17 protein-coding genes are annotated in these 19,975 nt (G+C 52.1%); 4 read left to right on the top strand and 13 right to left on the bottom strand.

Annotation, left to right across the window (positions count from 1 at the left end):
- Positions 1-212: 212 nt before the first annotated feature.
- The gene (locus DWY25_RS03645) at positions 213-1,112 is read left to right on the top strand and encodes a D-isomer specific 2-hydroxyacid dehydrogenase family protein (protein WP_117893791.1); all 900 of its coding nucleotides are present in this window, start codon (positions 213-215) and stop codon (positions 1,110-1,112) included.
- A 369-nt stretch (positions 1,113-1,481) separates the two neighbouring features.
- Here DWY25_RS03645 and DWY25_RS03650 read toward each other — a convergent pair whose 3' ends face one another.
- From DWY25_RS03650 to DWY25_RS03700, 11 genes are all read right to left on the bottom strand, one after another.
- A complete protein-coding gene (locus tag DWY25_RS03650) occupies positions 1,482-2,798 on the bottom strand; it encodes an RNA-binding domain-containing protein (protein ID WP_006057530.1) in 1,317 nt (438 codons plus the stop codon).
- Between the two features lie 244 nt (positions 2,799-3,042).
- The gene (locus DWY25_RS03655) at positions 3,043-4,008 is read right to left on the bottom strand and encodes an ankyrin repeat domain-containing protein (protein ID WP_117893794.1); all 966 of its coding nucleotides are present in this window, start codon (positions 4,006-4,008) and stop codon (positions 3,043-3,045) included.
- Positions 4,001-5,497: an ankyrin repeat domain-containing protein gene (locus DWY25_RS03660; protein WP_117893797.1), complete on the bottom strand. Its 1,497-nt coding sequence runs from the start codon at positions 5,495-5,497 to the stop codon at positions 4,001-4,003. The genes DWY25_RS03655 and DWY25_RS03660 overlap by 8 nt, the downstream gene beginning before the upstream one ends.
- 3 nt (positions 5,498-5,500) lie before the next feature.
- Positions 5,501-6,604: a DUF1266 domain-containing protein gene (locus DWY25_RS03665; protein WP_117893800.1), complete on the bottom strand. Its 1,104-nt coding sequence runs from the start codon at positions 6,602-6,604 to the stop codon at positions 5,501-5,503.
- Positions 6,605-7,525: 921 nt separating this feature from the next.
- Entirely contained in the window at positions 7,526-8,887 is a 1,362-nt protein-coding gene (locus tag DWY25_RS03670; protein WP_117893803.1) for a murein hydrolase activator EnvC family protein, read from the bottom strand.
- Positions 8,884-9,789, bottom strand: a complete 906-nt coding sequence (gene ftsX, locus DWY25_RS03675; RefSeq protein ID WP_117893806.1) for a permease-like cell division protein FtsX — start codon at positions 9,787-9,789, stop codon at positions 8,884-8,886. Before ftsX (DWY25_RS03675) ends, DWY25_RS03670 begins: the two co-directional genes overlap by 4 nt.
- Positions 9,782-10,471 carry a cell division ATP-binding protein FtsE gene (gene ftsE, locus DWY25_RS03680; RefSeq protein WP_117893809.1) on the bottom strand — a complete coding sequence of 230 codons (690 nt, stop codon included), beginning with the start codon at positions 10,469-10,471 and terminating at the stop codon, positions 9,782-9,784. Before ftsE (DWY25_RS03680) ends, ftsX (DWY25_RS03675) begins: the two co-directional genes overlap by 8 nt.
- A 352-nt stretch (positions 10,472-10,823) precedes the next feature.
- Entirely contained in the window at positions 10,824-12,170 is a 1,347-nt protein-coding gene (locus DWY25_RS03685; RefSeq protein WP_117893812.1) for a murein hydrolase activator EnvC family protein, read from the bottom strand.
- Positions 12,167-13,072, bottom strand: coding sequence for a permease-like cell division protein FtsX (gene ftsX, locus DWY25_RS03690; protein ID WP_117893815.1), 906 nt, complete (start codon positions 13,070-13,072; stop codon positions 12,167-12,169). The genes DWY25_RS03685 and ftsX (DWY25_RS03690) overlap by 4 nt, the downstream gene beginning before the upstream one ends.
- A complete protein-coding gene (gene ftsE / locus DWY25_RS03695; RefSeq protein ID WP_117893818.1) occupies positions 13,065-13,754 on the bottom strand; it encodes a cell division ATP-binding protein FtsE in 690 nt (229 codons plus the stop codon). The genes ftsX (DWY25_RS03690) and ftsE (DWY25_RS03695) overlap by 8 nt, the downstream gene beginning before the upstream one ends.
- A 321-nt stretch (positions 13,755-14,075) precedes the next feature.
- A complete protein-coding gene (locus tag DWY25_RS03700) occupies positions 14,076-14,921 on the bottom strand; it encodes a YitT family protein (RefSeq protein ID WP_244925927.1) in 846 nt (281 codons plus the stop codon).
- 102 nt (positions 14,922-15,023) lie between these two features.
- On the opposite strand from DWY25_RS03700, the gene DWY25_RS03705 reads away from it, so the two are divergent.
- Positions 15,024-15,473, top strand: coding sequence for a VanZ family protein (locus DWY25_RS03705; RefSeq protein ID WP_117893824.1), 450 nt, complete (start codon positions 15,024-15,026; stop codon positions 15,471-15,473).
- A 3-nt stretch (positions 15,474-15,476) separates the two neighbouring features.
- The gene (locus tag DWY25_RS03710; RefSeq protein WP_117893827.1) at positions 15,477-17,231 is read left to right on the top strand and encodes a M3 family oligoendopeptidase; all 1,755 of its coding nucleotides are present in this window, start codon (positions 15,477-15,479) and stop codon (positions 17,229-17,231) included.
- A gap of 200 nt (positions 17,232-17,431) precedes the next feature.
- Here the strand turns inward: DWY25_RS03710 and DWY25_RS03715 are convergent, their stop codons facing one another.
- Both DWY25_RS03715 and DWY25_RS03720 read right to left on the bottom strand, forming a co-directional pair.
- Complete coding sequence (locus DWY25_RS03715) at positions 17,432-18,532, bottom strand: hypothetical protein (RefSeq protein ID WP_117893830.1); 1,101 nt, start codon at positions 18,530-18,532, stop codon at positions 17,432-17,434.
- A 251-nt stretch (positions 18,533-18,783) separates the two neighbouring features.
- Positions 18,784-19,275 carry a hypothetical protein gene (locus tag DWY25_RS03720; protein WP_117893833.1) on the bottom strand — a complete coding sequence of 164 codons (492 nt, stop codon included), beginning with the start codon at positions 19,273-19,275 and terminating at the stop codon, positions 18,784-18,786.
- A gap of 280 nt (positions 19,276-19,555) precedes the next feature.
- Here DWY25_RS03720 and DWY25_RS03725 point away from each other — a divergent pair, with 280 nt between their 5' ends.
- Positions 19,556-19,783 carry a helix-turn-helix domain-containing protein gene (locus tag DWY25_RS03725; RefSeq protein ID WP_117893836.1) on the top strand — a complete coding sequence of 76 codons (228 nt, stop codon included), beginning with the start codon at positions 19,556-19,558 and terminating at the stop codon, positions 19,781-19,783.
- Positions 19,784-19,975: the final 192 nt, after the last annotated feature.

Here is a 19,975-nt window from a genome sequence, read left to right on the forward strand (position 1 = left end):
TCTCTGTTATTTTGAACAGATTTTCATCTTCTAGCCGGAAATCGGCTTTAACTTTTTTCAAGTTCTAGTATAGCACAGAGATCGCCCTTTGCCTAGCGTTTCACCTGCGGCATTCGGCGTGCGAAGACAGCCTCTTTCCCCTCAAATCATTCGGATGACCGGCGGATTTCACTCTGATCGTGATATAATCAAAGGCAGGAGGAACAACGAATATGTTTAAACAATGTGTCATCGTCGAACCCGTCGGGATGAACGAGAACGCGCAGGCACGGCTGCGCCGGCTGGCGGAGGAAGTCATCGAATATCCGGACTCCCCGTCCAGTGAAGCCGAACTGATAAAGCGGATCGGACAGGCGGACTGCGTGCTGGTCAGCTGGCGGACGGAAATTCCCGCGTCGGTGCTGCGTCAGTGTCCGTCCATCGTCTACATCGGAATGTGCTGCAGTCTGTATTCGGAAGCGAGCGCCAACGTCGATATCGCCGCGGCGCGTCAATTGGGCATCACGGTAACGGGCATCCGCGATTATGGCGACGAAGGGGTCGTCGAATATGTGTTATATGAGCTGATCGGTTTTCTTAACGGTTACCGCCAGGCATCGTTCAAGCCGGTCCCGCTGGAGCTGACGGATCTGAAGGTCGGCATTCTCGGCATGGGAACCACAGGCCAGATCATCGCCCGGGGATTGATGCATTTCGGCTCGCGGATTCAGTATTACAGCCGGACGCGCAAGCCGGAATGTGAAGCGGAAGGGATGGAATATCAGCCGTTGGACGCACTGCTGCGGCAAAACGACGTGATCTGCGAATGTCTGAATAAAAACGCAATTGTGATGGGGCCGGAACAGTTCCGGCTGTTGGGAGATCATAAAATTGTCTTCAACACGTCGATCGGTCCCGGCCACGATGTCGAAGCGCTGAAAGCCTGGCTGGCGCTGCCGGATACACATTTCTTCTGCGACAGCGAACGGGCATTGGGCGATGAAGCGCTGCTCGATCATCCGCGGGTGCGCTGCTTACGGACTTCGGCCGGCAATTCGGTGCAGTGCATCGACCGGCTGGGACAGAAGGTGCTGGCCAACATGGAGAATTTTCTGAATCAGCGAAACGGTTAATTCCTCACAACTTTATTGGCAGAAATCTCTAAAATTCCTGTAATACCAAGGTTTTTCAGACTTGAGAGCCGTCCTGCTGCACCCCTGCTCCATCAAAGAATCTCGATGTGACAAAAATCATAAAACAGAGGTTAAGAGACAGCGCCAGGGAATTGCGGGTATGGCAAATTGCCTGCTGTTCCAGAGCAGCTTTAAGCTGGGGGCCTGAATAAGGGTAGAGGTCATGGAAGATAGAGAATTGAATGTAAATGGCAGCGCCCATCGATCGTTTCTGATCAATGGGCGCTGTTTCATATTATTGGAGTGCCTTATTGATCTTCTCAATAAGCGTTTCAGCAACCTGTCTTTTGGCCAGTTGCAGCGTTCGGATTATTTCAGTAGATATTTCTTCGCAGCACCTCTGCCGATAATGTCAATCAGTCCATTTTCATTCATCTGACGAGCGAGCAAATAGGCTCTCGTCTTTTTAATATTCAGTAACTCCTGCAGATCTTCATCGGTCATTTCACCGTACTCGGCTAAATAATCTATTACCGTTTTCATTTGCGGCGTGATTACCCCAGGGACTTTCTCAGTTGTTTCCGGCATACTTTCGGAAACAGCACCGCTGACATTCATATTTGGCAGTACCAGTTTGAATGTGTTTGTTGTAACTTCAATGCGGGGCTGTAATGCGCAATCTTTGTAGAGCGCATAGATTTTACGGATGCCGGTGCCGTAGGATTCGATCAGTCTTAAACGATGGAAGATTTCAGCCAGCTTGCGGTTACGTGGCTGAGAAATTCCGCTGCGAATATCGTCCGCAGAAAGACCGGGCAGCAAACCGCCAAGAGAAATAAACTCGATGCAGGAATCATTGACATTGATAATGATGCTGCCGCTGTAGCTGTAATCACGATGGACAAGTGCATTGAGTAAGGCCTCACGCAAAGCATCCTCGGGATAGTCAGACAGTTCCACTCTCTCCAAACCTTTGAAGGTAGCGGCGGTACGATTGCAGAGCATCAGATACGCATAGCTATCATCGAGCTGCTTGAAGATGGAACCACCAAACTCCTTTGCATCCTTAAAGGTAATATTCGCTTCGTCACCAAATACTGCGATCTTGGTCGTATGCTGACACTGGTCTGACAGGATCATAGCCAGATTGGTATATTGGTCGTCGTGGATATTTCGCAGACCGAGCGCAATGTACTTTTCTTCCGAAAAATCAACCTTATACCGTTTGAAGGCTCGCTCAGCCTCCTCAAAGGACAACTCCTGCGTAGCCGTACGCATTTCCTCAAATACGTCGCCGTCGGAATCTTTAATCATTCTGCGTATTTGATCCGGGGATGCCTGCACGCTGGATGCCCCCTGACGAACATACACGCCGTTGGGCTTCATTCCCTTTGATTTCAGATAATAAGGCTTATAACTGCCTTCACCAACTTCAATCTGAATCACTTTATTATTTTGGAGGATATACCGCACAAACAGGGTGACATCTGGTGCAATAGCGTCACGGATGCCATTGGTCAGGCGGGTGTAAGTTTCATCCACATTATCAATACCTATCAGCTTGCCTTTATCATCGATGCCGATGTAAATAACACCGCCGTTAGTATTCGCAAATGCAATGACTTCCTTGTAAATGTCATCAATCATCTGAGATTTATATTCAATCCGCTCACTTTCATATTGCATACATTATTCTTCTCCTTAACAGCTCAGCTGTTGTTATCTATATTATACTCCGATTTTCACTTTTTCAATTAGTGTTAAGTGAATATTCACCTTTTATTCACTTTGATAATGTGAAAATTCATTTTTTGCTTTCGTTCTCTTATTTTTGTCTGCAACATCATACTTTTCTAATAGAAATAAAAAACGCCGGCTCTCAAGCCCCGTTTGCACACGACTTGTTTACCGATGTTTTACCTTTTTCTGTCTACGATCCGGCCCCGGCCTCCAACAGCCGCTCGACCATTTCCGTATAGCCTCCCTGAATCGCATAATCCAGGGCGCTTTTTTGGTACTGATCGCACAGATTCACGTCAGCCCCGGCTTCGATCAGTTTGCGCACGCAGTCCAGATTACCACGTTTGGCAGCCAGGATCAGCGGCGTCTGTCCCGCTTGGTCGGCGCCGTTCAATTCCGCCCCGGCTTCGATCAACAGCGCTGTTAGCGGCGCGTTGTTTTGATAAGCTGCCAGGTGCAGCGGCGTGCTGCCGCGGTTGGAGCGCAGATTTACGTCAGCCTGAGCCTGGATCAGCAGCTGGGCAATCATTAAATTATTAGTTCCCGCCGCCAGAAGCAGCGGTGTTTCGTGCCGGTCGTTGACCTCGTTAAGCCATTGAGGATGCTTGGGAATTAACGTCCTGACGAGCTCGCCTTGTCCGCTGAGACAGGCGATATGCAAGGGGGTGTTGCCCTCACCGTCCTTCTGGCTATCGCTGGCTCCCCACAGTTCAATCGCTTTCAAGCCGTTGGCCGCGGCATAATCGGCGGCGCTGTGACCGGCGTTATCCTTCGTTTCCGGATTCGCGCCCTGGCTGATCAGAAACTTGGCGGCTTCCACTTTTTTATAACTGATCGCACTCATCAGCGGCGTAACGCCCTGATCGTCGCTCACCTCGGCCGGACAGCTTTCCAGCAACAGACCCATGATTTCCCGGTTTCCCACCGCGGCCGCCTGATGCAGCGGCGTAACGCTGTGATTATCCGCCAGCGTCGTATCCGCGCCCCGCTTTAACAAGGCGATCACGACGTCCCGCTGCGCTTGCGCACAGGCGTAAAACAACGCGGTCCGACCTTGTCCGTCGCGTTCGTTAACGTCGAGGTCCGGTTTTTTTAAGAGTGCCAGCGCCACGCCCTTCTGGCCGGTGCGGCAGGCTTTAATTAAGAGTTCAGCCACGTTCTCCCTCCTTTTTCAGCAATAAATTGACAACCAGCTCAAATTCATTTTCCACAGCGATTTCCAGCGCCGTCATCTGCCTGTTATTGACAAGTGATAAATCAATATCCGGCGCTTGCAGCAGCTGGGTGACCAGCGCCGCCGCACCGGAAGGATCGACACGGTTGCGGGCGCGGATCAGCATCGTTTCCACCGGCGACTCGCCGATCAGCTTCCGGCCGCAGGCGATCATCAGAGCGGTATTGCCCTCGTTGTCCTGCGCGTTGACGTCGCAGCCATCAAGAATCATGGAAATCAAGTTCTCCGCTTCCGCGCACGGGTGTTCCGCCAGATAATGCAGCGGCTGACGGCCGTCAGCGCTTCGCTGACGCCAGACGTCGCGGCGGATCATCATTTCCAGCAGAACCTCCTGGAATTTCCGGTCTTCCACCCACCAGCCGGCGTCGATGTGGCCGCACAGCACGTGCACCGGCGTTTCGCCGTTCTCCGTTACCGGCTGATCCAGCATCGTCAGCTGCCGGGTTAAGCCGCGGAACATCTTTTTGATCGAACGGATCGTTACCGGATGCGTGATCCGCGTCCGGGATTTCAGAGCGGTTAGAAACTGGTAAAGCGCGCAGTTTTCCACTTTACCTTCAAACGCCAGCGGCTCAGCACCGGCTTCCAGCAAGAGAATCGCCGCTTCTTCATTCAGAAACCGGCAGGCCAGCGCCAGCGCGGTCATTCCCTGTTCTTCACCCTCGTCCAGCGCCGCGTCCAAGTCGACGGGCTGACTGATCCAATAGCGCAGGCTGTCCTGATCGTTCCGGCGGGCGGCTTCAAACAGCGTCAAGCCGCCGCTGGCTTCCGCCTGTCCGCTTAACAAGGTCGCTACCGCTTTGCCGCCCAACTGCACGGCCAGCTGCCGCGGCGTCACACCGCTGTTATTTTTCTGTTCAGGATCCTGTCCCAGTTCGAGCAGGATTTCCACAATCCGCACATAGGGTTGTTCCAGCCGGACATGGGCTTCGCCTTGCGCAGAGTCGATCAGATTCAGGCTCCGGCATACAAGATGCAGCGTTGTATCGCCGTCGGACAGCACGATCGCCGCAGGATGCAGATGAGAAAGAAGCAGCGCTTCAAAGATCGGAACGTTGACGCGCTGGGCGGCCAGCTGATAAAACGTCAGTCCGGATTCATCGCGTTTTTCTTTCGGGCAGCCGGCATTCAACAGACGGATGCAGGATTCGGTTACCGCCTCAGGGTATTCGGCAAAATCCCGGAACCGAACCAGGCTGTGCAGCGCGGTCCAGCCGTAATGATTCACCGCGAACGGATCGCAGCCGCGGATCAACAATTCCCGAATCATGTCCCCATCCGCCTGCTCCGCCGCCAAATGCAGCGCAGTATTGCCGGCATCGTCCGTTTCATCCGGATCGATCTCGTCGAGAAGCAAGGCCAGCCGCGCCCGGTTCTTCTCCGCCAGCGCCGCTTTAAATTGTTCGAGCATGAATTAATCCGTCAGCTCACTGATCCAGGCGCACTGCGCCCAGACGCCCGGCTGACCGTCTTCGTCTTCATCCAGCAGCTCCGTCAAGAGCTCAATGCCTTCCTCAAAGCGCTCGCTGATCCCTTCCTCGCCGTCAAACGCCGCGATCCAGAACAACGAACCGAAGACATACGACAAACCGAACTCCGTCCAGGAATCAAAGACACCGATCATTTTCTCAGCGATCTGATCCAGCCAGGCCCAGCTGTCCTCCTCGTTGATGTAACCGACCGTATAGCCCCAGCGGACAACCGTCGCCGCCCGGCCGTAATCCCAGCCGAGAATATAATTTTCCGGCAGCTTGTCCTTGAAATACTGCGCCAGCTTCCAGCACGGCAGCACGGATTCCAGTTCGTCCTCATCCTCGGGATCGTCCATCAGTTCCTGCGGATTCGCAACGGCCTGATAACGCGAATATTTCGCCTGATGCCCGGCTGTCGTCAGCTCGCGCAGCTTCTCCGTCAGCTCCGCCGGATTGGTAATCCCCCAGCTGCTTTCAAGCATATCCTTGATCTGATCGATAAACTCCGGATCCTCTTCCATCGCCAAGCCGTCCATTTCATGGGCGTTTTTCAAGCTCATGTAGGCGGTAAGCAAGATTTCAAACGTGCGGAAGGTTTCATGGCTGCGTGAAAGTGTTACGCCTGGTTCTTTTTCCAGAACCCGCAGACTCTGGATCTTCTCATTGATCGATTCCAGATCATATTCCGGGTCGTCGCCGCCCAGGAACATTCGCGTGAGCTCCTCCGGATCACCGCCGAACAAATCCGCAAAATCGCCCATGGAATCCGTCAGCCCGGCCAGCGGATTTTCCCCGCCGGCCATGGATGCGCTCAAATTCTGGATCATCGCTTCCGTCTGAGCCTGGATCTGGCTTTCCGTCTGATTCATCATCGCCGCGGCCGCACCCATCGCTTCCTTCATGACCTGATCCATGTCCATGTGCTGCATCATCGCTTCCTGCTGCTGTAGAATTGAAGCGGCGACTTCCTCGCTGGATTTACCGGAAAACATCGCTTCCATCATTTTTTCATATTCTTCCTGAACTTTTTTGTAGTCGTCTGCCATTCTGAACTACCTCCTGTTTTCTAACTTTATTATCCGATCTGTCCCGATGGAGATCAATGTTTTCCTGCTTTTTTTGCGAATCGTAAGAAATAGAAAGATGAATTTTCTGAAATTCAAAGCCGGGAAGAACGTGGTCGGATCATCCTCGCTTCACAGGGACAAGTGTTCAGTGACAATATCATCCGTAATTTCTATTGAAAACCTGAACGACTGTTACCGATCATTAACTGTAAATCCTTTCTTTGATGCTTCCTAATTTACAGTATTGAGGTTCAACCTTATGAAATGCTTTGAAGTCATTTGAAATCTCTCTGATTGATTCTCTGAAATCTCTCTGATTGAAAATGACTAATCTCTCTGATTGAACTCGTAAAATCGCTCTGATTAAAAACAATTAAACTCTCTGAATGGATTTATAAAATCTATCAGAATGATCGGCGCAGTTTGTATCGAAGGACCAAAAGAGTGTGGAAAAACCTGGACTGCTTCTCATCATTGCCACAGTGAAATCTACCTTGGCGATTCCGCTGAACCTTTTCATAAACGAAAACTTACCGAACTGATCCTTAACCGGGTTCTTAAGGAAGAAACACTGCGATGAACCGTTAAAGTCATTGGCGCAAAATGAAAGCATAACGCAAAGATCCCTGTTTCCATAATCCAATCCTATTTTTGACTTTTTAACCTTTTTTGAAGTCCGACAGGCTTTGCTTTGAAGCGCTTAAGCGCCACGAGATGCTCAAGCTTTTTTTAATTCCTTTGAGCTGCACTTTCCTAACAAAGAAAAACACCCGAGGACAGTGGCTGAACATCGTTTCAGCCATCCCTCCCGGGTGTTTTATTCTTCCTGGAAAGCAGGAAATTTCAATTTTCATGAGTAAGTGAACGAAAGCTTAGTTCTTCCGCATTTCAGATCCGGATTTAATATCCGAAGACCGTTTCCGGTTTAACCCGGCACGGCGCGCCGACGTTCGCGCACAGCCGGTTCAATCCGGCCGCGCCCCAGCCGGCGCCGAAGGCTAAATCGCCGCTCCAGCTGCTGGCATAGCTTTCCAGCGACATCGTACCGAGCTTAAACACCTCGATATGCACATGCGCGCCAGTGACGTTGCCGGACTTGCCGATCGCGCCGATCTGATCGCCGGCATTGACGACCGTTCCGGTTTTTAACGGCGTCCCCGGAGTCATATGCAGATACTTCACCGCATAGGTGACGTCGTTAATGCTCGTCAACAGGTACACCTGATTTCCGCCGCCGCGGCTGCCGCCCTGGGCTTCGCCGCAGGAGTTGCCGATGTAGCCGTCGTTGGAACAGCCGTCAGCGCTAGCCAGCACCACGCCGTTGCCCGCCGCAAAGATCGGCGTGCCGACCCCAGCGGCGATATCCATGCCCAGATGAACGCCGCCGTTGACATTCAGGCCGTAATGCCAGGTTCCCGCGGACAGCCGGCCGCTGTTGGTCGGACGGGTGAAGCCGCTGGAGGTTACGATCGAATCCAGTCCCAGTGACTTGATCATCCCTTTCAATTCATTCAGGCTGCCGGAAATCTGATTTCCCTCAGCCTCCAGCTCAGCCGCCTGCTCTTCATATGCCTTCTGCGCCAGCTCGGCCGTCGCCTTTAAGCTGACAACCTGGCGTTTCTTGCTTTCAACGTCCGTCTTCGTGACTTCCAGTTCTTCTTTTTCCACGTTCAGCTGTTCCTTATCGGCATTCAGCTGATCCATCAATGTCTTCAAGTCTTCCAGCGATTTCTTATCATAATTCATGATATCGTTGACGCCCTGAATCCGGCGCAGCAGTGAAGCGAAATCCTCTGCCCCCATTAAGAAGTCCAGAAACTGATTCGTGTGCATCGTCTGTTGGGAGCGAACTAAACGCTGTTCCACCTTTTCCCGCAGCGCGTTGATCTCGTTTTCTTTTTGGAGAATCTGTTCCTCCAGCGCCGCAATCGAATTTTCCTTCTCAGTGATCTGCGCGTTCAGCGTGTTGATCTGTCCCTGCAGCGAGGAAATCTGTGAATCATAATCCTTGATTTCCTGACCGACCTTCGCCAGATCCGCTTCAATTTCCTTCCGCTTCTTTTTAATTTCATTCAATTCATTCTGCAGCTCGCTGTTGCGCTTGGCCGCATAATTCTGACATTCCGTCTTCTGTTCATCGGTCAGATTAGAACCGGAACACATCGTCAGATAATAAACATCCTCGTCATCATCTGCCATGACGGGCAACACCATGCCCGTTAACAACAGGACGCTTAATAGAATCAGTCCTACTTTTTTCATCGTTTCCACCTCAGATATTTCGTCACCGACATGAAGCTGCCGATCAACCCGACAACCATGCCGATCCCTAATAAGATCAGCGACAGCTGCAATACAAACGGATGCGGCGGCGTCATCTTGAACATCTCCGAGAACAACACCCCGCCCAGCTTGTCATAAATAAAGATATAGCCAAAGATCGTAAACAGAATCGGAATGATCGCGCCCAGCGCTCCGATGATCATTCCTTCCACCACAAACGGCGCCCGGATAAAACCGTTCGTAGCACCCACGTCCCGCATGATCGCAATCTCATTGCTTCGTGCGTAAATTGTCAGCTTGATCGTGTTCGCAATGAGGAAAATCGCCAGCGCGCTTAAGCCCGCCACCAGAATCGCCCCGCCAAACCGCACGGAGTTCAGCGCTTGAACAAACATCAGCGCGCTGTCCCCGCCGTAGTTCACCGTTTCAATCCCTTCGATCGCCTGAATCTTTTCCGCCGTGTCCTTTAACGCGTCCCCGTCGTTCACTTCCACATAGAACGCGTCGTGCAGCGGATTATCCTCCCGGTACGTTTCCAGCGCTTCTCTGGCGCTTTCATCCTCATACGTTTCCATCAGCTCGTCGAATTCCTGATCCTTACTTGAATATTCCACGCTGACCACATGTTCCAGATTCTTGATCGTCGCCTGAATCATGTCCAGCTGTGATTGTTCCTCATGGTCATAGGCCACAAACGCCGAAATCTTCACCGAGCCTTCAATGTTTTGGGTGACCTCCTGCATATTGCCTGTCACAATCATAAAGATCGAGATAATCAGCAGCGTGATCGTCACCGCCGAGGCGCTTGACACCGACATTGCCGCATGCCGGCCCACACCATAAAAACCCTCGCGGATATGCCGGAAGAATCGTCTAATCATGTTTGATATACCCTCCCTCGTTCATGTCCGCGACGATATGCCCGGCTTCCAGAGCGATCGTACGTTTGCGGTGCTTGTTGACCAGCGTGATGTCGTGCGTGACCATCAGCACTGTCGTTTTTTCCTCGCGGTTGATCTTTTCCAATAATGACATAATCTCATCCGACTTCTGCGGATCGAGATTGCCGGTCGGTTCGTCTGCGATCAGGATCTTCGGTTTGTTCGCAATCGCGCGGGCGATCGCCACCCGCTGCTGCTGCCCGCCGGAGAGTTCCTGCGGAAACGAATTGCCCTTGTCGTCCAGACCGACTAAATTCATGACCTCGCGCACCCGCTTGCGGATTTTCTCCTTCGGCACATTGATGACCTCCAGCGCAAACGCGATGTTCTCAAACACCGTCTTCCGCTCCAGCAAGCGGAAATCCTGAAACACGACGCCGATATTGCGGCGGTACAGCGGCACTTTGGAGTGCTTCAGCTTTCCGACGTTAATGCCGGTGACCTCAACCTTGCCTTTGGTCGGGATTTCCTCGCCGTCCAGCAGCTTGATCAACGTCGATTTGCCTGAGCCGGTCGGACCGATAATATACACGAATTCGCCCTGATCAATCTTAAGATTGACGTCATACAGAGCGTTGACTCCGTTCTTATATGTTTTTGATACATGTTTTAAATCCAGCATCTTTTCACATCCAATCGCTAGTATTATAACATAGAATCAATTTCGGACATGATGAAAATATTGGGTTATTTCTTACAATCTTTGCCGCACATTCGACCGCTGAATTCCCGCTTTTATGTGTTTTTGGTTATTTCAACGATTAGAATATATCACTTCGGGCAGCTCGTTTTTTAACGCGGGGCATTTGCTTCATGTCCATAACAGGCAAGTCCATGGGCTGAAAGTATTCAAAAAGGTGAACGGCACGGGTTCACCCGATCGTCATTCACCTTGTTTTATTCTCAGATCCAGCGCAGCTGAGAATCTCTTTTCCTTTTTAAAGCACGAAGCGCCGAAACTAAACCGCTATCCATCAATAGCCGAACGCCGTTTCTGGCTTCACGCGGCACGGTGCGCCGCGCTTATCACAGGTATTGCTTAACGCGCCGGAGCCCCAGCCGGCCCCGAAGGCCAGATCACCGTTCCAGCTGTTGGCATAGCTTTCAATCGACATCGTGCCGAGCTTGAACACTTCGATATGCGTGTGCGGCGCGCTCGTGTTGCCGGACTGGCCGACCGTGCCGATCTGATCGCCGGCACTCACCACCGAGCCGGTCGCTATCGGAGAACCGGGACTCATATGCAGATACTTGACCGCGTAGGTCGTACCGTTGATGTTGGTTAACAGATACACCTGATTCCCGCCGCCCCGGCTTCCGCCGCTGCCGCCGCAGGTATTGCCGAGATATCCGTTATTTGCGCAGCCGTCGGCGCTGTTGAGAATGACGCCGTTGCCGGCCGCGGCGATCGGCGTGCCGATTCCGGCCATGATATCCATCCCCAGATGGACACCGCCGCTGCTGTAATACCACGTGCCGTTATTCAGATAACCGCCGTTAGGTTTAGTGAAACCGGTTGAGCTGTCGATCCCGCTGAAGTCGATCGACGACAGAAGACTCTTAAACGCGGACAAATTCGCTGTGATCTGATTGCCCAGCGCTTCCAGATCCGCCGCCTGCTTTTCCGCCGCCTCCTGCGCGATCTTTGCGACGACACGCAGCTGCGTGACCTCCGCTTTCTTCGCTTCAACTTCCGTCTTGCTTGTTTCAAGTCCCGCTTTTTCCTCGGCCAGCTGCGCTTTATCCGCTTCCAGCGCATCCATCAGCGCTTTCAATTCCTCCAGCGACTTCTTATCATAATTCATGATATCGTTAACGCCCTGAATCCGACGCAGGAGTGAAGCAAAATCCTCCGCTCCCATTAAAAAGTCCAGAAACTGATTTGTGTGCATCGTCTGCTGGGAACGGACCAAGCGCTGTTCCACCTTTTCCCGCAGCGCCGCGATCTCATCTTCCTTCTGCTGGATCTGAATTTCCAGCTGAGCGATCAACGCTTCCTTTTCACTGATCTGCGCTTCCAGCTCGCTGATCTGCGCCGTCAGCTGGGCGATCTGCGCGTCGTAGCCGCGGATCTCCTGACCGATCTTCGCCAGATCCTTCTCAATTTCCTGGCGTTTGGCCTTGATGTCGCTGAGCTGCTGCGCCAGTTCACTGTTGCGCCGGGAAGCATATTCCTTACATTCGTTTTTCTGTTCTTCGGATAAACCGGAACCGGAGCACATCGTCAAATAATAGACGTCCTCGTCATCGTCTGCCATGACGGGCAACACCATGCCCGTTAACAACAAGACGCTTAATAGAATCAGTCCTACTTTTTTCATCGTTTCCACCTCAGATATTTCGTCACCGACATGAAGCTGCCGATCAACCCGACAACCATGCCGATCCCTAATAAGATCAGCGACAGCTGCAATACAAACGGATGCGGCGGCGTCATCTTGAACATCTCCGAGAACAACACCCCGCCCAGCTTGTCATAAATAAAGATATAGCCAAAGATCGTAAACAGAATCGGAATGATCGCGCCCAGCGCTCCGATGATCATCCCTTCCACCACAAACGGCGCCCGGATAAAGCCGTTCGTCGCGCCCACGTCCCGCATGATCGCAATCTCATTGCTTCGTGCGTAAATCGTCAGCTTGATCGTATTCGCAATGAGGAAGATCGCCAGCGCGCTCAAGCCCGCCACCAGGATCGCCCCGCCAAGCCGCACGGAATTCAGCGTTCGGACAAACATCAGCGCGCTGTCCCCGCCGTAGTTCACCGTTTCAATCCCTTCGATCGCCTGAATCTTTTCCGCCGTGTCCTTTAACGCGTCCCCGTCGTTGACTTCCACATAGAACGCGTCGTGCAGCGGATTATCCTCCCGATACGTTTCCAGCGCTTCTCTGGCGCTTTCATCCTCATACGTTTCCATCAGCTCATCGAATTCCTGATCCTTGCTTGAATATTCCACGCTGACCACATGTTCCAGATTCTTGATCGACGCCTGAATCATGTCCAGCTGTGCTTGTTCCTCATGGTCATAGGCCACAAACGCCGAGATCTTCACCGAGCCTTCGATGTTTTGGGTAACCTCCTGCATGTTGCCTGTCACAATCATAAAAATCGAGATAATCAGCAACGTGATCGTCACCGCCGAGGCGCTCGACACCGACATCGCCGCGTGCCGGCCCACACCATAAAAGCCCTCGCGGATATGCCGGAAGAATCGTCTAATCATGTTTGATATACCCTCCCTCGTTCATGTCCGCGACGATATGCCCCGCTTCCAGGGCGATCGTGCGTTTGCGGTGTTTGTTCACCAGCGTGATGTCGTGCGTGACCATCAGCACTGTCGTTTTTTCCTCACGGTTGATCTTTTCCAATAACGACATGATCTCATCCGACTTCTGCGGATCGAGATTGCCGGTCGGTTCGTCCGCGATCAGCAGTTTCGGTTTGTTCGCAATCGCGCGGGCGATCGCCACCCGCTGCTGCTGCCCGCCGGAGAGTTCCTGCGGAAACGAGTTGCCCTTATCGTCCAGGCCGACTAAATTCATGACCTCGCGCACCCGCTTGCGGATTTTCTCCTTCGGCACGTTGATGACCTCCAGCGCAAACGCGATGTTCTCAAAGACCGTTTTCCGCTCCAGCAAGCGGAAGTCCTGAAACACGACACCGATATTGCGGCGGTACAGCGGCACTTTGGAATGCTTCAGCTTTCCGACGTTAATCCCCGCTACCTCAACCTTGCCTTTGGTCGGGATTTCCTCGCCGTCCAGCAGCTTGATCAACGTCGATTTGCCCGAGCCGGTCGGTCCGATAATGTAGACAAATTCCCCCTGATCAATCTTCAAGTTTATATTGTAAAGGGCGTTTACACCATTCTTATATGTTTTTGCGATATGTTTTAATTCCAGCATTTTCCGCACCTCATTTGTTCTTATTATATCATGGGTTAATCTTTCCATATAGAATAAAAATGTTTTGGATTTCTTACATTTTAACCGCGGTTCAATAAGACTTTATTCCAGGCACGCACATTGTCCGGTTAAGCCGGGGTTGCTTATACCGGAAAGAAAGTCAAGTGGAATCCACAAGAACGCAAAAACGGCGCATTTTCCTTTCTGCGCCGCTTGTTTTCTTTTTCTTTTCTAGCCAGACTTTCGTGATTCCGATACGTGTTCCTTTCAGGCGATCCGGCAATCCCAGAACCAGCTTGCGCCTGAGCTTTCAGCGCTTTCCTAGACCTTGAATTCCAGCGTGAACCCTTCCCCATGCACGTCGGTCGCATCGCTGGTGATCATAAAGGCGTTTTCGTCGATCCGATTGACCAGCTCCAGCAGCTTCGGATATTCCTTCTTTTCCACAACGACCAGAATCACCTTGCGGGGCGCGCCGGTATAACCGCCCGTCGCATCGCTCAGCGTCGTTCCCCGGTCCAGCTCCGACTGGATCGCAGCGTTGATCTGCACGTGCGCCTCCGAAATGATTTGCACAGCCTTCGCGTTGCCGCCGCCCAGCGTCAGCATCTTGTCAATCCCAAACGAAGTGCCCCAGACGGAGATAAAACCGATCAGCACCGCTTCCAGACCGTAGGTGAACAAGCCCAGTCCGACCGTCAGCGCGTCGGTGATCAACACCAGCGTTGAAATCTTAATCCCGGTATATTTGTTGACAATTAACGGCGGAATGTCCATCCCTCCGGTACTCGCGCCTGTCCGCAGCACCAGCCCGATGCCGACGCCCGCCAGCAGTCCGCCGTAAAGCGACGCCAGGATCGGATCCAGCTGCAGCAGCGGGACAAACGGCGTGATGATCGTCAGATAGACCGGATACACCAGCGAACTGATCACCGTCTTGACGGCAAAGCTTTTCCCCAGAAACAAGGTGCCCAGCACGAACATGCCCAGCACCAGAGCATTGACCATCAGCGTCGGTTCAATATGAAATACCGGCTGCAGCGCGACCGCGATTCCGGCGACGCCGCCTGAAAGAATATTATAAGGTAAGATAAACATCGCGACGGCCAGCGCGAGCATAAAATTGCCGATCAGAACCCAGGGCAGGTCCCGGACCATTTTCTTCATTTCCAAAAGCGATTCCTCCTTCATTGCCATTTCATTATATCATGGTTCTTTCTTTACCGGAAAACTTGGTTTATAATACAGGAAGTCAGAAAGGAGCAGAGGATGAAAAAGAAAAGTTGTTGGCTGCTTGTCGCTTTGATGGTGATTTTTATTTTTTCCAATTCCGCTGCTTCCGCCGGCACGTCCAACGGCATGAGCCTGACGGTCAGCGAATGGATCCGCCCGGTATTGAATACCGTCGGCCTGCATCCGGAAACGGATTTTTTAAACTTCGTGATCCGCAAGCTGGCGCACTTCAGCGAATATGCTTTGTTGGGCTGCCTGATCGCCGCCGCCTACCGGCTTCAGCCCTGGTCGTGGATGAAAAGCAAAGCGGCGCTGCTGCCGTTTTTCATCATCCCGGTTCTGGATGAGAATCTGCAGCGGTTTTCCGCCGGCCGCAGCTGCGAGCTGCGGGATATGCTGATCGACAGCGCGGGCATGGCCGCCGGCATGTTCCTGGCGATCGTCTTGCTCGGAATTGTAGGACATCAGAAAAAACAGGAGGATTAACGGATGAAAGAATGGAATTTGAACGATCTCTACACCGGCTACGACAGCGAAGCCTTCCAACAGGATTTCGCCGCCTTAGACACCCACATCAACGCGATGAACGCGCTGGCGGAAAGCCTCGGTCAGCGCGATCCGCACTCGACGCTGAAAGCAATCATTGAACAGCTGTCCGCCTACCAGACGCTGACCCGCCGGCTGGGCGCATATCTCTCGCTGCGCCAGTCCGCCAACACCGCCGATCAGCAAACCGTTTCCATGAATTCCCGCTTTCAGATCAAGACCAGCCAGTCGGCGCTGGCTTCAACCCGCTTCCAGAAATGGATCGCGGCGCAGGATCTGGACGCGCTGATCCCCGGCGACCCGCTGTTTCAGCAGCATGCCTTCTGGCTGCAGGAAATCCGCAGCCATGCCGCGCATACGTTAAGCGACGAGGTCGAGGACGCGATCGGAAAGATGGAGCTGAACGGTTCCAACGCCTGGGCACAGCTACAGGAATACATGACCTCGACGGTCGCCGTCACGATGGACGGTCAGGATTATACGTTATCCTCGATCCGCAACCTCGCTTACAGCACCGATCCAACCGTTCGTAAAAAAGCCTATGAAGCGGAATTAAAAGCCTATGATAAAATCAAGGACGCCGTCTGCTTCGCGCTGAATTCGATCAAGGGCGAAGCGAACACCGTCAGCGAGCTGCGTCACTTCGATTCCGTCCTGGACATGACGCTGTTCAATTCCCGCATGCGGAAAGAAACGCTGGACGCAATGTTCACGGCGATTGACGAAGCGCTGCCGCGCTTCCACGCTTATCTGCGTCACAAAGCGGAGCTGCTCGGCTATACCGACGGCCTGCCGTTTTACGAACTGTTCGCTTTGATGGGCAAGAGCACCCGCACTTTCACTACCGATGAAGCGAAAGCCTATCTGATCCAGAACTTCACGCCGTTCTCCAAGGACGTCGCCGGGATCATCGAGCGTGCCTTCGACGAGGAATGGATCGATTTCTTCCCGCGCAAGGGCAAGGTCGGCGGTGCTTTCTGCTGCAACCTGCCGATGCTGAAGCAGAGCCGCGTGCTGACCAACTTTGACGGTTCGCTCAGCGACGTCGTCACCTTAGCGCACGAGCTGGGCCACGCCTATCACGGCCACCGGATTGAAAACCACAGTCCGCTGAACACCCGCTATTCGATGCCGGTTGCGGAAACCGCCTCAACCTTTAACGAAACGGTCATCATGAACGCCGCGATCCGCGACGCCGCCAGCGACGAGGAAAAGATGATGTTGATCGAAAGCACGCTGCAGGACGTTACGCAGGTCATCTGTGATATCTACTCCCGCTATCTGTTCGAAACCGAGGTCGTGGAAAAGCGCAAAGACGGCTTCCTGTTCAGCGACGATCTGGAAGACATCATGCTGCGGGCGCAGAAGAAAGCCTACGGCACGGGTCTCGATCACAACCAGCTGCATCCGTATATGTGGATCTGCAAGAGTCACTATTACGACGCCGGCTTAAACTTCTACAATTTCCCATACGCCTTCGGCTGCCTGTTTGCCAAGGGTCTGTACGCGCAGTATCAGAAGGAAGGCCCGGCCTTTGTCGATAAGTACAACCGCCTGTTGGAAGCGACGACCGTCAGCAGCGTCGAGGACGTGGCGGCGATGGCAGGCATCGACATCACCCTGCCGGATTTCTGGCGCGATTCCCTGGCGATTGTGGAAACCATGATCGACGAATTCATCGCCCTGTCCGCCAAGTAACATCGAATTCGCAGCGTTTCTCACTGAATGAAGCGGAACTCCGCTGCAATCCTTTTTAACAAGAAAATCCGTTCCTTTTCCCAATGTAGATTGGGCAAGAAACGGATTTTTCTTTTTAACTTCATATTCTGACGAATGCCTATACATCTTCAAACCGGATTGAAGCCAGATTTCCTGGATCAGTCTTTAATGAAAAAGATTCATGCGGCGGCCCGGTTGATCCCTTTGATCAGCACCTGCGTCCCTGCTTCCCGTCTTAACGTTTCCCAATCCAGTTCCTGTCCGCCCAGATAGTCAACGAGATCCGGATCCAGTTCTTCCAACAATAAGATTCCCAAATTCATCAACGACGCGATCAACGTCCGCAGTTTCAGCCGGCGGACTTTTCCCACGCACTCCATCCCGTTGAAATCCCGGACACACCGTGTCCGCCACTTCTTCCGCCCTCGGTGCCATTCCAGGCAGAACCAGCCGCGTTCTAACCTGGACAGAACGATATACGTTTCATCCTCCCGCTTCACGATGTAACCCGGCACCCATTTAAACGCCAACGCCTTCCCCTGTTCCACGCAATAATCCACATACGCGATTTCATGATCGGCGGCGCGCTGGACTAATTCCAGCCGCGTTTTCCCCTGGAAGACAACCGGATGGGCAAAGTCGGCGAAATAACCGCGGTGACCGCAGAAAAACAGATTCCATCCCGCATCCTCCATGTATGCGCGGTATTGGTGATAAAGCCGGATTAACCGCAGTCTTCCGGGAATAAACTCCTGCATATACCAGAGCGTGTGATCGATTTCCAGGATATCCCCCTTTTCCCAAAGCAGCCCCACGGAAAGATAGGGATGATAAATATGATCCAGCTGAGAAATCAATACAAGATGCTTCTGAATCCGGCGCAGATCCAGCCATTCCACGGGAATCGGTTTACTTTGCAGCAAGTCAGCGTTCAGCGTCACATTATGCTTTAAGTCGATATAAGTTTGTTTCGTCAGCGGATGATCCTTGGCCAGCGTCACCGTCTGATATTCCCGCAGCCCGGAATACGGACTGGACGAACAAGCCTTCGCGGTCAGCTCGGTTTCCGTCTTCGCCAGAATCAGATAGGGACGGATCTGATGTGCCGGCTCCACCTTTGCCAGTTCCTCTTCCGGCAGCGGCATCCGCGCCCAGACCAAAAAACCCGGTTCGCATTGTTCAAACCAGGCCCGGCGTTTCTCTGTTGATAACGCTTGATCTGTTTTCTCCGGCGGTGCGGCGAATAAACGCCGGATCCATTCCCAAAATTTTTTCAACATGATCCTTGTCTTCCATTCCAATGTTATTCTTTAAGTCATGACAATCATCTTCAACGTTTTTTCTTACTTCTTGAGTACCGGCTCTGATGTTCCCGATTTTATGATTTTTTCTGCTTTGAACCGGTCATTGCTGAGAAATTCCTTATTTTTATTTTAACAGATTTTTTTATTCAGCGTCCGGCAAAGTGGGTAAACCTTCGCCGTCTTTCACAGAAAAGTCAGGTCTGATCCGCAAGGCTTTCCAGAATGTTTTATTCCCGCATCAGCTCTGCCAGCGAGCTTAAGCCTGCCAGTTCAATCAGATGTTCGATATCGAGGGTGTCAAGCAACGAATAAACGCCCTGTTCGATCATGCTGAAATCCTCCGGGCTGAAATAAGAGCGGCTGCAGAGATCGTCAAAGCGAATTCCTTTTTCATCGCACCGCTGCTTGAATTTCAGGCAAATCGCCCTCGCTGCCGCATTCTTTTCCTGTTGACCGGCTTTTACTTCCAATATCTTTTCGACCCTCTCCAAACGGCTTGTCAGCTCCGCAAACTCCGCCGCTTCCGGCCGGTTTCTCCGCTTGAGCCAGGCGCTTTTCCGGATCAGAAGCTGCCGCTTCCTCCGGATGTCAGCCAAAACGTAATTCAATAAATTCAAATCACTGATTTCATCCAGTGCTTTCACCAAATCTGCGCATTGCCGGGAATTCAGCTCTTGAGCAAGCTTGACCGGCATCGTCTTTTTTTCTTTTTGCGTCATTGTTTATCCTCTTTGATTATCAGAACGAAACAACCGGATGGCTTTCCAGCGTTTCCTGTGATATAGTTCTTTTGAGTTAATTTTATCACAGTTTCCATCACGCTTCCATCCTTATTTCAGTTTGTCCCTGCCTCTTACGGTATTTTCTTCCCTGCTGCTTTCTTTTTTTGAATATCAGCCAGCACCCTTGTTCAGATTATAAGATGGGTGTCTTATATGATACCTATAAATTATATCGCTTTCACGATAAAATGCAAAGGTGCGAAGGGGTGTTCCGACGATGATCATTTACGACAGATTGTGGAAAACATTAGCCGAAAGAGGTGTGTCCTGTTACAAGCTGACCAAGGTTTACGGCATCAGTAAATCCCAGTTTGTCCGAATGAAAAAGAACGCCGTTGTTAAAACGACGACGGTGGATCTCTTATGTCAGGCGCTGGGCTGCCGGGTTGAGGATATCATGGAATACATCCCGGATCCGCCGGCGGATGACGACCGGGAAAACTAAGGAATATAAACTAGGCAGGTAAACGGCTGGAAACGCGGGCAAAAGCGCCGCTCTCCCGGCCGTTTTTTTCTTTATTCAGCTGTTTTCTTGGCATGGTCTTCCTTACCGGTTCGGAAGATCCGCCGATGGAACGTTCGATCTTTGCGGGAATGCAAAAATAAAAGGAATACTGGAAATCCGCCCGGGAATAGA

The sequence above is a fragment of the Holdemania filiformis genome, from assembly GCF_003459085.1.
Classification (GTDB): Bacteria; Bacillota_I; Bacilli_A; order Erysipelotrichales; family Erysipelotrichaceae; genus Holdemania; species Holdemania filiformis.